14 protein-coding genes are annotated in these 14,260 nt (G+C 72.1%); 8 read left to right on the top strand and 6 right to left on the bottom strand.

What is annotated here, in order from left to right:
- Nucleotides 1-73 precede the first annotated feature (73 nt).
- The 3 genes from M1R94_RS00335 to M1R94_RS00325 form a co-directional block, all read right to left on the bottom strand.
- A complete protein-coding gene (locus M1R94_RS00335; protein WP_249379673.1) occupies nucleotides 74-1,156 on the bottom strand; it encodes a Gfo/Idh/MocA family protein in 1,083 nt (360 codons plus the stop codon).
- Between the two features lie 108 nt (nucleotides 1,157-1,264).
- Nucleotides 1,265-2,263 carry a glycoside hydrolase family protein gene (locus M1R94_RS00330; protein WP_249379672.1) on the bottom strand — a complete coding sequence of 333 codons (999 nt, stop codon included), beginning with the start codon at nucleotides 2,261-2,263 and terminating at the stop codon, nucleotides 1,265-1,267.
- A 10-nt stretch (nucleotides 2,264-2,273) separates the two neighbouring features.
- Nucleotides 2,274-3,311: a LacI family DNA-binding transcriptional regulator gene (locus M1R94_RS00325; protein ID WP_249379671.1), complete on the bottom strand. Its 1,038-nt coding sequence runs from the start codon at nucleotides 3,309-3,311 to the stop codon at nucleotides 2,274-2,276.
- 145 nt (nucleotides 3,312-3,456) lie between these two features.
- Between M1R94_RS00325 and M1R94_RS00320 the strand changes: the two genes are divergently transcribed.
- The 5 genes from M1R94_RS00320 (at nucleotide 3,457) to M1R94_RS00300 (ending at nucleotide 9,427) form a co-directional block, all read left to right on the top strand.
- Nucleotides 3,457-3,801 carry an L-rhamnose mutarotase gene (locus tag M1R94_RS00320; RefSeq protein WP_249379670.1) on the top strand — a complete coding sequence of 115 codons (345 nt, stop codon included), beginning with the start codon at nucleotides 3,457-3,459 and terminating at the stop codon, nucleotides 3,799-3,801.
- A gap of 182 nt (nucleotides 3,802-3,983) precedes the next feature.
- Complete coding sequence (gene rhaI / locus M1R94_RS00315; RefSeq protein WP_249379951.1) at nucleotides 3,984-5,129, top strand: L-rhamnose isomerase; 1,146 nt, start codon at nucleotides 3,984-3,986, stop codon at nucleotides 5,127-5,129.
- Between the two features lie 4 nt (nucleotides 5,130-5,133).
- Entirely contained in the window at nucleotides 5,134-7,212 is a 2,079-nt protein-coding gene (locus tag M1R94_RS00310; RefSeq protein WP_249379669.1) for a bifunctional aldolase/short-chain dehydrogenase, read from the top strand.
- A gap of 22 nt (nucleotides 7,213-7,234) precedes the next feature.
- Nucleotides 7,235-8,737, top strand: coding sequence for a rhamnulokinase (locus M1R94_RS00305; protein ID WP_249379668.1), 1,503 nt, complete (start codon nucleotides 7,235-7,237; stop codon nucleotides 8,735-8,737).
- A 69-nt stretch (nucleotides 8,738-8,806) separates the two neighbouring features.
- On the top strand, nucleotides 8,807-9,427 hold the full coding sequence (locus M1R94_RS00300; RefSeq protein ID WP_249379667.1) for a DedA family protein: 621 nt from the start codon (nucleotides 8,807-8,809) through the stop codon (nucleotides 9,425-9,427).
- A gap of 69 nt (nucleotides 9,428-9,496) precedes the next feature.
- Here M1R94_RS00300 and M1R94_RS00295 read toward each other — a convergent pair whose 3' ends face one another.
- A complete protein-coding gene (locus M1R94_RS00295; RefSeq protein WP_249379666.1) occupies nucleotides 9,497-9,910 on the bottom strand; it encodes a VOC family protein in 414 nt (137 codons plus the stop codon).
- Between the two features lie 96 nt (nucleotides 9,911-10,006).
- Between M1R94_RS00295 and M1R94_RS00290 the strand changes: the two genes are divergently transcribed.
- The 3 genes from M1R94_RS00290 to fucO all read left to right on the top strand — a co-directional run bounded on the left by M1R94_RS00290 (nucleotide 10,007) and on the right by fucO (nucleotide 13,147).
- Nucleotides 10,007-11,059: a helix-turn-helix transcriptional regulator gene (locus M1R94_RS00290; protein ID WP_249379665.1), complete on the top strand. Its 1,053-nt coding sequence runs from the start codon at nucleotides 10,007-10,009 to the stop codon at nucleotides 11,057-11,059.
- A gap of 186 nt (nucleotides 11,060-11,245) precedes the next feature.
- Nucleotides 11,246-11,923, top strand: a complete 678-nt coding sequence (locus M1R94_RS00285) for a class II aldolase/adducin family protein (RefSeq protein ID WP_249379664.1) — start codon at nucleotides 11,246-11,248, stop codon at nucleotides 11,921-11,923.
- A 72-nt stretch (nucleotides 11,924-11,995) separates the two neighbouring features.
- Nucleotides 11,996-13,147, top strand: a complete 1,152-nt coding sequence (gene fucO / locus M1R94_RS00280; protein ID WP_249379663.1) for a lactaldehyde reductase — start codon at nucleotides 11,996-11,998, stop codon at nucleotides 13,145-13,147.
- A gap of 28 nt (nucleotides 13,148-13,175) precedes the next feature.
- Here the strand turns inward: fucO and M1R94_RS00275 are convergent, their stop codons facing one another.
- Complete coding sequence (locus tag M1R94_RS00275) at nucleotides 13,176-13,634, bottom strand: hypothetical protein (protein ID WP_249379662.1); 459 nt, start codon at nucleotides 13,632-13,634, stop codon at nucleotides 13,176-13,178.
- Nucleotides 13,635-13,701: 67 nt separating this feature from the next.
- Nucleotides 13,702-14,247, bottom strand: a complete 546-nt coding sequence (locus tag M1R94_RS00270; protein ID WP_249379661.1) for a GNAT family N-acetyltransferase — start codon at nucleotides 14,245-14,247, stop codon at nucleotides 13,702-13,704.
- Between the last annotated feature and the right edge of the window lie 13 nt (nucleotides 14,248-14,260).

The raw sequence follows: 14,260 nt of genomic DNA, 5'->3' as shown, positions 1-14,260 counted from the left end.
CGAGCCCGGACCGAGTGTTCAGGGCCGCGGACCTCGGCGTGCACCCGTGCGGCAGAGCGCGAACCTCAGCACGTCACCTCGGCCTGAGGTCGGTCACCTCGGCGCGCAGCGCGGTGCGGAAGCGGTCGTCGGCGTCGAGGGAGGCGTGGGTGACCGGGCGGCCGTGGGTCGCCGAGGCGTAGATCGCCGTGACCAGCTCGAGCGGACGACGGGCGAAGGTCACCAGGTCCGGCAGGGGCTCGCCGGCGACCAGGGCGTCGATCACGGCGCGGACCAGTGGCTCGTGACCGCTCGGCTCGTCGACCTCGGGGAAGGCCCACGACGCGGCGAGCTCGTCGCTGACCCCACGGGCCGGGGTGATGCGCCACGAGTCGCCGCTGTGCCCGTACAGGTGCTCGACCTCCACGGTCGCGAGTTCGGTGTCGATCCGCACGTAGCTGGTCTCGCGAGGGCTGAGCACGCTCGACACCGCGGTCGCGACCACGCCGTTGGCGAAGCGGATGGTCGCGGTCGAGACGTCCTCCATCTCGATGTCGCGGGCCAGGCGCCACAGCCTGGCGTCGACCTCGGCCCAGTCGCCCATCAGGTGGGCGAGCAGGTCCATCTGATGGATGCCGTGACCCAGGGTCGTGCCGCCACCCTCGCCGTCCCAGGTGCCGCGCCAGTCGACGTCGTAGTAGTCGTCCTGACGCAGCCACAGCGTCTGGCACTGGGCGAGCAGGGGGCGGCCCAGGGCGCCGTCGTCGAGCAGGCCCTTGACGTGGGCCGCGGCGGTCCCGGTGCGCTGCTGGAAGACGATCGCGAAGGCCAGCCCGGCGGTGTCGGCCGCGTGCTGCATGTCGTCGAGCTCGGCCAGCGACAGGGCCGGTGGCTTCTCGCAGATGACGTGGACGCCTGCGGCGAAGGCGTCGAGGGTCTGCTCGCGGTGCAGGTCGGGCGGGGTGCACAGGATGACCACGTCGAGCTGCTCGGCGGCGAGGAGCTCGGTGTGCGTCGCGTGGCGTCCCGGGACGCCGTAGCGGTCGGCGAAGGCCTCGCGGCGCTCGGCGCTGCGGTTGCTCACCGCGACCAGGTCGACGCGCGGGTCGGCGACGAGGGCCTGGGCGTGCAGGTGCGCGACCGCGCCCGTGCCGACGATCGCTGCTCTGAGGGTCACGGGAGCTCCTTCGCTCGGGGTGGGGCCGGCGACCCGCAGCGGGCCGATGGCGTCGTCGTCGTTCCTGGAGCGCACGGTAGCGCGTGGGACAGCCATCCGTAAAACGTTTCAAACGACAGCTGGGGGCAGCGGGGGCACCGGCTCGTCGCGGTCGCAGACCAGGTGGTCGTCCACCACCCGGAGCAGCGCGAGCTGGATGGACGAACGACGGTCGGCCGGCGTCTCCATCGGGCCCGGGGTCATCTCGGGACCGTCCGGCCCCGCCTGCCACTCCTCGGTCCGGCCGGGGTGCGTGAAGTACACGACGTGGGCGCTGTCGCCGCGGCCCGACCCGTCGGCTCCGTCGCCGACGACGACGTCGGCGTGCAGCCCGATCGCGCCGTCGTCGGGCCGGGTGCCCCCGCGGTCGAGGATCAGTCCGTCCCGCTCCCAGGTGGTCAGGTCGGTCGAGCGGTAGACGCCCTGCCCGCGCCACTCGTCGACGATCATCCAGTGCCACCCGCCCAGGCTGAACACCTTGGGGCCCTCGTGCGGACGCCCGGTGACCACCGGTCCCACGACGTCCCACCGGTGCAGGTCGGGCGAGTCGGCGGCCCAGGTCAGGGAGCCGTGGGCCTCGTCCTTGAACCACATGCGCCACCCGCCGGTCGTGCCGTCGGCGTGCGAGGGCAGCGCGGCGACGCACGCGTCGATCACCCGGTCGCTGCTGAGCGGCACGGGACCGACGTGGCGCCAGTGCACCAGGTCGTCGCTGACGTAGTGCACGATCCGCCGGTCGTGCCCGGCCCACCGGACCGGGACCCCCGTGATCACCGAGACGAACATGTGTGCCTCGCCGGCTGCCCACAGGATCTCGGGGGCCCAGAACGTGTCCCGCCCCCAGCCGGTCGCCAGGTCCAGGGTGCCGCGGTACAGGAAGCTCGCGCCGCCGTCGTGCGAGACCGCGACCCCGATGTCGGTGCCGTGCACCCAGGCGACCCCTGGCCCGGGGGCGGTGGCCCGACGCTGGGTGTAGAAGAGCCACCACGAGCCGTCGGGGTGGGGTACCAGGACCGGGTCGGTCGCGCCGTCGTGCACCGGGTCACGGAACAGCGGGGCGTCGATCACCTCGGGGGCCTCAACGGTGCGGGCCCGAGGACGCCCGCACCACGAGCTCGGGCTGGAACTCGACCTGCTGGGCCCCGACATCCTTGCCCGCGCGGCCGAGCAGCAGGTCGGCCGCGACGTGGCCCAGGCGCCGGGTCGGCTGGCGCACCGAGGTGAGCGGGGTCATCAGCATCGAGGCGAAGTTGACGTCGTCGTAGCCCACCACGGCCATGTCCTGGCCGATGGTCATGCCGTGCGCGCGCAACGCCTGCATCGCGCCCAGCGCGGTGAGGTCGTTGACGCAGAACAGGGCAGTGGGAGGTTCCCCCAGGGCCAGCAGCTCGGTCGCTCCGGCCTCGCCGCCCTCGGCGTTCAGCGAGGAGACGGTGACCTCGATCATCGCCTCGTCGGGGTCGAGCCCGGCCTCGGTCAGGGCGCGCACGGTGCCTGCGCGACGGTCCACGCACTGCTTGATGGTGGTCGGGCCGTTGATCAGCCCGACCCGGCGGTGACCCAGCCCGATGAGGTGCCGCACGGCCATGGCGGCACCCGCGACGTCGTCGACCGCGACCGAGGACAGGTCGGGGGAGGGTGAGGTGCGGTCGAGCAGCACGACCTCGACCCCGCGTTCGCGCAGCGCCAGGAGGTGGTCGACGTCGGGCCCGGCAGGGGTGACCAGCATGCCGTGCACCCCGTGCTCCTCGAAGAGACGCAGGTAGCGGGCCTCGCGGGTCGGGTCCTCGTCCGAGCTCGCGAGCATGAGGGTGTAGTCGTCCTCGGCGAGGCGGTCCTCGATGCCGCGGGCCACCTCGGTGAAGAACGGGTTGGCGATGTCGAGCAGCACCGCACCGACCGTGGTGATCGTCCCGGCGCGCAGCTGCCGCGCCGAGCCGTTGGGGACGAAGGCGAGCTCCTCGATCGCGGCCAGCACCTTGTCGCGGGTGACGGGGGAGACGCGCTCGGGGCGGTTCAGGACGTTGGAGACCGTGCCCAGGGAGACGCCGGCGTGCCGGGCGACGTCGCTGATGCTGGTGCGGGGGGCACGCTTGCGCCCCGAGGTGGTGGTCACGGGTTCCTCTCGGCTGCGGGGCGGGACAGTTGACGCTGATCGGGCCGCCTCGTACGGTCATTCTGCCTGTGAAGCGATTCACTGACGAGAAGGCGCGCTCACGCAGGGTCACCGATGCCCCGTGCGGACCGCTCAGGAGGAACCCGTGGCCCGCGTCTGCTTCATCTCCCGCATCCGTCCCGACCAGGCCGAGACCTACCGGCGTCGCCACGCCGAGGTCTGGCCCGAGATGCTCCAGGCCCTGCACGAGACGGGCTGGCGGGACTACACGCTGCACCTCGCGCCGGACGGCCTGCTGGTCGGCGTGGTCGACGTCGACGACTTCGACGCGGCCCGCGAGGCGATGGCCGCCCGGGAGGTCAACGCCCGGTGGCAGGCCGAGATGGCCGTGCTCTTCGGCAGCGACGGCCCGCCGGACGAGGGGTTCGTGACGCTCGAGTGCGTCTTCGACCTTGATGCGCAGCGGGCCGCGGTCGGGCTCACCGGCTGACGTCTCGCGGTCGATGCCTCGGCGACCCCCTCAGGGCCGGTTGACCGCCCCCCGAGGCGGGGGTAGCGTGTCCCTGAAACGTTTCACAACGAGGTGGGACGGCAGACCATCGGCGATCAGAGGGACACAACGTGAGCACGGGGACGACGACGTCGACCAGCGATGCCCGGCGCGACGCAGCGCTGGCCGCCCTGTCGGCACAGACCATCGAGCTGCCCAGCTGGGCGTTCGGCAACTCCGGGACCCGCTTCAAGGTCTTCGCGCAGGCCGGGGTGCCGCGCGACCCCTTCGAGAAGATCGCCGACGCCGCGCAGGTGCACCGCCACACCGGCGTGGCCCCCCGCGTCTCGCTGCACATCCCCTGGGACAAGGTCGAGGACTACGCGGCGCTGGCCGCCCACGCCAAGGACCACGGCGTGACCATCGGCGCGATCAACTCCAACCTGTTCCAGGACGACGACTACATGCTCGGCTCCCTGACCCACCCCGATGCCCGGGTGCGGGCCAAGGCCGTGGCCCACCACCTCGAGTGCCTCGACATCATGCGGGCCACCGGCTCGAAGGACCTCAAGATCTGGCTGCCCGACGGCCTCAACTACCCCGGTCAGGACGACCTGCGTGCCCGTCAGGACCGCCTCGCCGAGGGCCTGGCCCAGGTCTACGCAGGCCTGGACCCCGACCACCGGATCATCCTGGAGTACAAGTTCTTCGAGCCGGCCTTCTACTCGATGGACGTCCCCGACTGGGGCACCTCGCTGCTGCACTGCCTCGCCCTCGGCGAGCAGGCCATGGTCGTGCTCGACACGGGCCACCACGCCCCGGGCACCAACATCGAGTTCATCGTCGCGCAGCTGTTGCGGGTCGGACGCCTGGGGGCCTTCGACTTCAACTCGCGCTTCTACGCCGACGACGACCTCATGGTTGGGGCGGCCGACCCGTTCCAGCTGTTCCGGATCATGCACGAGATCGTCGGCGCCGACGCCCTGCGCCCCGACTCGGGGGTCAACTTCATGCTCGACCAGTGCCACAACATCGAGCCCAAGATCCCCGCGCAGATCCGCTCGGTCATGAACATCCAGGAGGCCACTGCCAAGGCCCTCCTGGTCGACCGTGACGCCCTGGTCGCCGCCCAGCAGGCCGGCGACGTGCTGGCGTCCAACGGCGTGCTGATGGACGCCTACAACACCGACGTGCGCCCGCTGCTGGCCCAGCTGCGCGAGTCCCAGGGTCTGGACCCTGACCCGATGCGCGCGTTCGCGGCCTCGGGGTACACCGACACGATCGTGGCCGAGCGCGTCGGTGGCGCGCAGGCCGGATGGGGAGCCTGATCAGATGCCTAACCCGACGAGCGCGACCTCGCCGAGCAGTACCGCAGCGGACCTGATCGGCCGGTCCAACCGGCTGGGAGCCGACCCGCGCAACACCAACTACGCCGGGGGCAACACCTCGGCCAAGGGCACCGAGACCGACCCGGTGACGGGCCGACCGGTCGAGCTGCTCTGGGTCAAGGGCTCGGGCGGCGACCTGGGCACGCTGACCGAGAAGAACCTCGCGGTGCTGCGCCTGGACCGGCTCCAGGCCCTGGTCGACGTCTACCCCGGCGTGGACCGCGAGGACGAGATGGTCGCGGCCTTCGACTACTGCCTGCACGGCAAGGGCGGTGCCGCGCCGTCGATCGACACCGCGATGCACGCCCTGGTCGACGCCGCGCACGTGGACCACCTGCACCCCGACTCGGGCATCGCGATCGCGACCGCGGCCGACGGCGAGGCGCTGACCGCCGAGTGCTTCGGCGAGCGGGTCGTGTGGGTGCCCTGGCGTCGGCCCGGCTTCCAGCTCGGGCTGGACATCGCCGAGGTCAAGAAGGCCAACCCGCAGGCTATCGGCTGCATCCTCGGCGGTCACGGCATCACCGCGTGGGGGGACACGAGCGAGGAGGCCGAGGCCCGCTCGCTCGAGATCATCGCCGCCGCCGAGGCCTTCGTCGCCGAGCGCACCCAGGCCCTCGCCGCGCAGGGGACGCACCCCTTCGGCGCCGTCGTCCCGGGCCGCGAGGCCCTGAGCCCGGGGGAGCGCCGGGCCAAGGCCGCGGCGCTTGCCCCGACGATCCGTGGTCTGGCCAGCGCGGACCGTCCGCAGGTCGGCCACTTCACCGACGCCGACGTCGTGCTGGACCTCCTGGCCCGCGAGAAGCTCACCGCGCTGGCCGAGCTGGGCACCTCGTGCCCCGACCACTTCCTGCGGACCAAGGTCAAGCCCCTGGTCGTGGACCTGCCGGCCGATGCGGACGTGGCCGACGTCGTCACGCGGCTCGGCGAGCTGCACACGGCCTACCGCGAGGACTACGCGGGCTACTACGACCGCAACGCGACCCCCGAGAGCCCGGCCATGCGGGGCGCGGACCCGGCGATCGTGCTGGTGCCCGGGGTCGGCATGTTCTCCTTCGGCAAGGACAAGCAGACCGCGCGGGTCGCGTCGGAGTTCTACGTCAACGCGATCAACGTGATGCGCGGCGCCGAGGCGATCAGCACCTACACGCCGATCGACGAGGCCGAGAAGTTCCGGATCGAGTACTGGGCGCTCGAGGAGGCCAAGCTCGCGCGGATGCCCGCACCCAAGCCGCTCGCGACCCGGGTCGCGCTGGTCACCGGGGCCGGCTCGGGCATCGGCCGGGCCATCGCCGAGCGGCTCGCCGCCGAGGGCGCGTGCGTGGTGATCGCCGACCTCAACCTCGAGGGCGCCCAGGAGGTCGCTGCCTCGCTCGGTGGGGACGACGTCGCGATCGCCGTGCGGGCCGACGTGACCTCCGAGGACGACGTCCGCGCCCTGGTCGACGCGACCGCACTGGCCTTCGGCGGGGTCGACCTGGTGGTCAACAACGCCGGGCTGTCGATCTCCAAGCCGCTGCTCGAGACCACCACGAGGGACTGGGACCTGCAGCACGACGTGATGGCCCGGGGGTCGTTCCTGGTGGCGCGCGAGGCCGCCCGGGCGATGATCGCCCAGCAGATGGGTGGGGACATCGTCTACATCGCCTCGAAGAACTCGCTGTTCGCCGGCCCCAACAACATCGCCTACTCGGCGACCAAGGCCGACCAGGCCCACCAGGTGCGGCTGCTCGCGGCCGAGCTCGGCGAGCACGGCATCCGGGTCAACGGCGTCAACCCCGACGGGGTGGTGCGCGGGTCGGGCATCTTCGCCGGGGGCTGGGGTGCCAAGCGGGCCGCGGTGTACGGCGTGCCCGAGGAGGAGCTGGGCGCCTACTACGCGCAGCGGACGTTGCTCAAGCGCGAGGTGCTCCCCGAGCACGTCGCGGCCGCGGTGTTCGCCCTCACCGGCCCGGACCTGGTGCAGACCACGGGTCTGCACGTCCCCGTCGACTCGGGTGTCGCGGCGGCTTTCCTGCGCTGACGACCGCAGGAAGGGGAGTCTGATGGAGCGCACACAGCCCGGCGAAGGGGTCACGCACGTCGCGGTCGACCTCGGGGCGTCGAGCGGTCGGGTCATCGCCGGCACGGTGCACCCTGCCGCGGGGTCGGCCGCTGCGTCGGTGACCCTGCACGAGGTCAACCGCTTCCCCAACGGTCCGGTCACGGTCCGCGGGAAGCTGCACTGGGACGTCCTGCGCCTGTACGCCGGGATCCTCGAGGGCATCCGCGCGGCGGCGCGCTCGCACGGGGTCCCCGCGGGCATCGGCATCGACTCGTGGGCGGTCGACTACGGCCTGCTGGACCAGGCGGGCGAGCTGGTCGGCAACCCGGTGCACTACCGGGACGCCCGCACCGCCGGGATGGTCGAGCGCGTGCACGCCCTGGTGCCGCCCGCCGAGCTGTACGGGGTCACCGGCGCGCAGACGCAGCCGTTCAACACGATCTTCCAGCTCGAGGCCGAACGGGCGGTCCTGAGCGGTCCGCAGCGGCGGATGCTGATGATCCCCGACCTGCTGGCCTACTGGCTCACCGGCCAGGAGGTCGGAGAGGTCACCAACGCCTCGACCACGCAGCTGCTCGACGTCCGGCGGCGGGCGTGGGCCACCGAGCTGGTCGAGCGGCTGGGGCTCGACGCGCTGACCCTGCCGCGGCTGGTCGAGCCGGGAACGCGCATCGGCGAGATCTCGCCCGACGTCGCCGCGGCCCTCGGGCTGGGCGGTCCGGTCCCTGTGCTCGCGGTCGGCTCGCACGACACCGCCTCGGCGGTGGTCGGGGTGCCGGCCGCCGAGGGTGAGCACTTCGCGTACATCTCGTGCGGTACCTGGTCGCTCGTGGGACTCGAGCTGCCCGCCCCGGTGCTCACCCCGGCCAGCAGCGCCGCGAACTTCACCAACGAGCTCGGGGTGGACGGCACCGTGCGCTACCTGCGCAACGTCATGGGGCTGTGGCTGCTGCAGGAGTCGATGCGCACCTGGGCCGACCAGGGTCTGCCGACCGATCTGCCGACCCTGCTCGCCGACGCCTCGCGTGTGCCGGTGCTGAGCGCCGTCTTCGACGTGGACGACCCGCAGTTCCTGCCCCCGGGGGACATGCCCGGCCGGATCGCCGCCGCGGTCGCGGCCACCGGTCAGGTGCCGCCCCAGTCCCAGGCCGAGACGGTGCGCTGCATCCTGGACTCGCTGGCGCTGGCCTACCGTCGCGCGGTGCGGACCGCCCAGGAGCTCTCGGGCAGCCACGTCGACGTGATCCACCTGGTCGGTGGTGGGGTGCGCAACGAGCTGCTGTGCCAGCTGACCGCCGACGCGACCGGGCTGCGCGTGGTCGCCGGTCCCGTCGAGGCCGCAGCGCTCGGCAACGTCCTGGTGCAGGCCCGGGCGACCGGTGCGCTCGCGGGCAGCCTGGCCGACCTGCGCCGCACCACGGTGCCCGACGAGGTACGGCGCGTGCACGAGCCGTCGGGGCCGCCCGACCGCTGGGCGGCCGCCGAGGGGCGGATCCGGGGCTGACCGCCGACAGCCCGGTACGCCATGCTGTCCCGGTGACCTGCCGAGGCATCGACGTCGGGGTGCCCCCGCGTGTCCCCTGACCTGTGGGTCGAGTGGTCGTTGTGGGCCTACCCGGTGGTCTTCGTGCTGGTGGTGCTCGACGGCGTCTTCCCGGCGGTGCCCTCCGAGGCCGTGGTCACGGGACTGGCAGCGCTGATCCACGTGGAGGACGGCCCGCAGCCGGCCGTGCTCTGGTTCGTGGCGGCGACCGGGGCGTGGGTCGGCGACCAGGTGGCGTACTCCCTGGGTGTGCTGAGCCTCCGGGCGCGCCGCTCGGTGCCGGGGATGCGTGGACCGCGTGCGGCGATGGTGCTCGAGCGGGCGGGCGCGGCGCTGCACGAGCGGGGGGTCACCGCGCTGGTGACGGCCCGCTTCCTGCCGGTGGTGCGGGTCGCGGTCAACGTGGTCGCCGGGGCGGCGTCCTTCCCGCGACGCCGCTTCATGCTGGTCACGGCGGGCACCTCGGCGGTGTGGTCCATCTACGTCGTGGGGCTCGGGCTCGGTGTGGCCCAGCTCGTCGAGGTACCCCCGATGGCGCGGGCCGGGGTCGGTGTCGTGGCGGGTCTGGTGATCGGCACGCTGCTGGACGCTGTCGTGCGGGCGCGCCGGTCCGCCGTCGCCCGACGGCGTCCCTCGTCGGACCGGGACTGACGGCGCGTCCGGTCGCCCGTCGGGCCCTGCCTTCGCGGCCGGCTGTCACCGCAAGGACGCCGAGTGCAGCTACTCCGAGCTGCCGATGTTGACCTGCCACGTGACCCCGAAACGGTCGACGAGCTGTCCGTAGGTGTCACCCCACGGAGACTTCTCCAGCGGTGTGACGATCGTTGCGCCCTCGCGGAGTCCGTCCCAGCACCGCTGGAGCAGGTCTTCACCGTCGCCGTTCAGGCACAGGTAGTGGTTGTCGCCCGGGGTGAGGCTCTCGTCCGCCTTGGTGTCGGTGACACGGACCACGAACCCGTCGGGGCTGCGCAGGACGCCGTACAGGACCCTGTCCTGGTCGCGCGGGTCGTCGCTGGCGTTGTAGGCACCGTAGGTCTCGAGCAAGGGCTCGCCACCGAGGACACGTGCGTAGAAGCGCAGCACCTCGCCCGCGACGCCTTCGAACGCGATGTACGGGCTGAGGTCGGCTTTCACGGTGAACTCCTTCCGGGAACCGACCATCGGCCCCGTGCGTGAGCCTGGCACCCAAACATGACATCTCTGGTCATGGTTCCTGGCAGGCTTGCTGCCATGCGAGCGGACCGGTTGCTCTCGTTGCTCTGGATACTCAGAGCCAGAGGATCCATCACCGCCTCGGCCGCCGCGCTCGAGCTCGGCGTCTCGACCCGTACCATCCTCAGGGACGTCGAGAGCCTGTCGACAGCGGGCGTGCCTGTGTACTGCCTGCCTGGCAGGGGCGGCGGGATCCACCTCGACCCGGGGTTCCGCACTGACGTCACGGGTCTGACGCCACACGAGTCGCAGGCCCTGTTCACTGCTGCAGCGACCAGCGGGGCCTACGACCTCGGCCTGCACGACGCTCTCGCCTCCGCGCGGCGCAAGCTCACTGCAGCGCTTCCGGCCGGCGTGCGCGACACCGTCGACGTGGTCACGGCGCGCGTCGTCATCGATGCCGGCGACTGGCTACCCGCTCGACGGTCGGCCCACCTCGACACCCTGCAGCACGCCGTCATGGCGGACCGCCGCGTCCGGATCGGCTACCGCAGCAGGGGTACCGTCGGCAACCAGGAACGCTGCCTGGACACGTACGGCCTCATCTGCTCGGCGGGCACCTGGTACCTGGCAGCGGCGTGCGAGGGTCGGCCGCGGTTCTACCACCTCGCCCGCATCTCATCGGTCGAGCTCCTCGACGAGCAGGCAGACCGACCCGGGGATCTGAACCTGCGTCAGCTGTGGGAGGACTCACGCAGCAGGTTCCGTGCACGGTTCATCCCAGAGACGGTCGACACCTTCGCCCGTTCGAGCCGGATCGGCGAGCTCCTCAGCCTCGTCGAGAACCTCCAGCTCCCGGCCGCGCACGCCCTGCCCACCGACGCGGACCTTCCGCCCGGGTACGTCCGCGTGCTGCTCTCGTTCTCGGACAGGTCGCACGCCGTCGAGGTGCTCCGCCGCTTCGGACCCGATGTCCTCGTCGTCGAGCCGACCAGCCTGCGGGACGAGATCGTCGCCGAGGCCCAGGCCACCTGCCGTGCCTACGGGTCGCCGCGGGAATCGGCTCACGACGCCAGCCCTTCGGGCGTCACCCTGGCCGGTGCGTCCTTGTCCACGATCGCTTCCCTCTGACCCGTCTCGACTGCCAGCCCTGGGTCACGACCGGACCGCCGGAACCGAACCACACCGCCCTCCTGGACCAGGGCGAGCACCTGTCGTCCCGTTCCGAAGGTCACCACCAGTGGGACCGACGTCCCTGGTTCCTCTGGCCTTCTCGCGACATCCTGGGTGAAACGATTCAGAACTCCGGGAGAGAGCATGAGCCAGCAGACGACCACCCGTCCCAGCCTCGCCAGCCCGACGCTCCGCGAGGAGATCCTCTACTACTGCCGCGAGTCGGTGCGCTGCGGCCTGAACTTCAACACCCAGGGCAACATCAGCGTGCGCCTCCCCGGAGTGCTCGACGGCCAGGACGCCGTGGTCATCACCCCGAGCGACGTGCGCTACGACGCCATGGAGCCCGCAGACATGCTCGTGGTCGACATGGACGGGAACGTCCTCGAGGGCGACCTGCTGCCCTCGACCGAGCTGCCCGTGCACCTGGCGCACTACCGCCGTCGGCCCGACGCGCAGGCGATCGTGCACACCGAGTCGACCTTCGTGAACGTGCTCGGCGCCCTGGGCCGCACCATCGACCCCGTGCTGCTCAACATGGTCCTGTACGCCAAGGGTCCGGTGCAGATCATGCCCTTCGAGTTCTCGACCAACGCCGACTTCGGTCGCCGCAGCGCCGAGCTCATGGGTGACGCCGTCAACGCCGTCGTCTGGGGCAACCACGGGCTGCTGGCCGTCGGCGTGTCGCTCAAGCTCGCCTTCAAGGTCGCCGTCGCGGTCGAGGAGAACGCCGAGGTGCTGTTCCACGCCGAGCGTGCGGGGGCTCCGACCGTGCTGGTCTACGGCGACATCGACATCCCCGAGGGCGCCCGCCTTCCCTGAGCACCGCATCAATCCACCCGCCGTTGTGCGTGACGAGGCGCACCGCGGTCCCGTCACCCAGGAGGCACCACCATGGTTCACCGCATGATCCTCAACCAGACCGCGTACTTCGGCCGGGGCGCGGTCGCGAACGTCCCGCTCGAGATCACCACCAAGGGCTATCGCAAGGCGCTCGTGGTGACCGACGCGGTGCTCGTGGCCAACGGGGTCGCTGCCCGGGTCACCAGCAGGCTCGACGAGGCCGGGATCGACTACGAGCTGTTCGACGGTGTGATGCCCAACCCGACCATCGAGGCCGTCCAGCAAGGGGTCAAGGCCTTCCAGGCCGCCGAGGCGGACTGCCTGGTCGCGATCGGCGGCGGCTCGCCGCAGGACACCTGCAAGGCCGTGGGCATCATCATCGCCAACCCCGAGTTCGCCGACGTCCGCAGCCTCGAGGGTGTCGCCGCCACCACGCGACCCAGCGTCCCGATCATCGCGGTGCCGACCACCGCGGGCACCGCGGCCGAGGTGACGATCAACTACGTCATCACCGACGTGCAGAACCGGCGCAAGTTCGTGTGCGTCGACCCGCACGACATCCCCTTGGTCGCGGTCGTGGACGCCGACCTGATGGACGGTATGCCGCGCAGCCTGTGCGTCGCGACCGGCATGGACGCGCTGACCCACGCGCTCGAGGGGTACACGACCCTGGGCGCCTGGGAGCTGACCGACGCCCTGCACCTGACCGCGATCGAGATGATCGCCTCCGCGCTGCCCTCCGCGGCACGCGGCGAGGCCGACGGCGTCGAGCGGATGGCGCTGGGGCAGTACATGGCGGGCATGGGCTTCTCCAACGTCGGGCTCGGACTGGTCCACGCGATGGCCCACCCGCTCGGCGCGTTCTACGACACCCCGCACGGCATCGCCAACGGGGTGCTGCTGCCCCACGTGATGGCCTTCAACGCCACGCACACCGGTGAGAAGCTGCGCGCCGTGGCCCGGGCGATGGGCGTGGCCGGTGTCGGCGGCCTGACCCTGGACGAGGCCCGCGAGGCGGCGGTCCGTGCCGTGGCCGAGCTCGCCGCGAGGCTCGACGTGCCCGCGCAGCTGCGGGAGATCGGGGTGCGCGAGGTAGACCTGCCAGCCCTCGCCCAGGCGGCCCACGACGACGTCTGCGCCGGCGGGAACCCGCGGCCCGCAACGGTCGAGGAGATCCTCGCGCTGTACCGGACCGCCTACTGACGCGCGGGTCGGGCACGGCAGGCGCGGGTCAGCCCCGGGTGAGCCGGGCAGCCGCCGAGAGCACGAGGGCGTCCTCGGCCAGGGCCGCACGCAGGTCGGGCCGGAGCCACTCCGGTCCGTCCTGCGCAGCCCAGCCCCGCCACGCGTGGCCGGCGTGCGAACCGACGAACGCCCCCGCCGCCCCGGTCAGGGTCGCGGCGATCGTGCGGCCCACCGGACGTCCCTCGGTCAGGGCCAGCCCGAGGGCACCGGCCGCTCCGGCGCCCACCCGGGCCACGAGCACCGGGCGCTCCAGGCGGCTGGGGGTGGTCGGCAGCTTGTCGCCGACGAGCTCACCCACCACGGCGGCGCGGACGGCGGCGCGCACCAACCACGGGCCGACGCCGCGCCGGTCACGGGTCGCGGCCAGGACGGGCACCGCCAGGGCGAGCGTGGCACGGCCCCCGGTGGCCAGGCCCAGGACGGCGGATCTGCTGAGTGCTCCCATGCCCCAGTGTCACCACGTCCGTGGACGGTCGGCATCCCGACCGCCGACCGGTGCGAGCGCCGGCTGCTCAGAGAGTCAGGTCCTCCCACAGCAAGGGCGTGGTCCGCCCGGTCTCCCAGTCGCGTCGAAGGATCGCGTACGCCACGGAGGCGACCGGCGCTCCTCCCCCGACCGGCCAGGCCTCCCGGTAGTGAGCCTCCTTGAGCCAGCCGCAGCGGAGGAAGGTCTTGCGCATCGCGATGTTGTCCTCGCGGGTCTGCCCCTCGAACCGGTGCGTGTCCATGGTCGTGAAGACGTGGTCGGTGGCCGCTCTCAGCACGTCGGCGGCCAGGCCGCGTCCTCGCAGCGGGGTGTCGAGCCGGAGGTCGAACAGCGGGGTGCCCTCGCTGAGGTCCTCGAACCGCAGGAAGCCGATGCGCCCGAGCTCGGTGTGCTCGACCCAGCACGAGTCGTTGTCCTCGTCCCGGTAGGCACCTCGGGCGATGGCGGCCTCGACCTCCTCGCGCGTGAGGCGCGGCCGCACGTGGAAGCCGAACTCGTTGCGGGTCATGAAGTCGACGAGGTCGTCGTGGTCCATGCCGGTCGGATCGAGACGCGTGAGGGTGATGGGCACGGCGACCCACCCT

This window comes from Actinotalea alkalitolerans (assembly GCF_023369855.1).
Classification (GTDB): Bacteria; Actinomycetota; Actinomycetes; order Actinomycetales; family Cellulomonadaceae; genus Actinotalea.
This window is presented reverse-complemented; position numbering and strand designations above follow the sequence as displayed.

Bases quoted from the DNA above. Each gene is read 5' to 3' on its own strand.
- M1R94_RS00310 (WP_249379669.1), top strand. From the start codon at position 5,134: ATGCCTAACCCGACGAGCGCGACCTCGCCGAGCAGTACCGCAGCGGAC.
- M1R94_RS00305 (WP_249379668.1), top strand. From the start codon at position 7,235: ATGGAGCGCACACAGCCCGGCGAAGGGGTCACGCACGTCGCGGTCGAC.
- M1R94_RS00290 (WP_249379665.1), top strand. From the start codon at position 10,007: ATGCGAGCGGACCGGTTGCTCTCGTTGCTCTGGATACTCAGAGCCAGA.
- fucO (WP_249379663.1), top strand. From the start codon at position 11,996: ATGGTTCACCGCATGATCCTCAACCAGACCGCGTACTTCGGCCGGGGC.
- M1R94_RS00285 (WP_249379664.1), top strand. From the start codon at position 11,246: ATGAGCCAGCAGACGACCACCCGTCCCAGCCTCGCCAGCCCGACGCTC.
- M1R94_RS00275 (WP_249379662.1), bottom strand. From the start codon at position 13,634: ATGGGAGCACTCAGCAGATCCGCCGTCCTGGGCCTGGCCACCGGGGGC.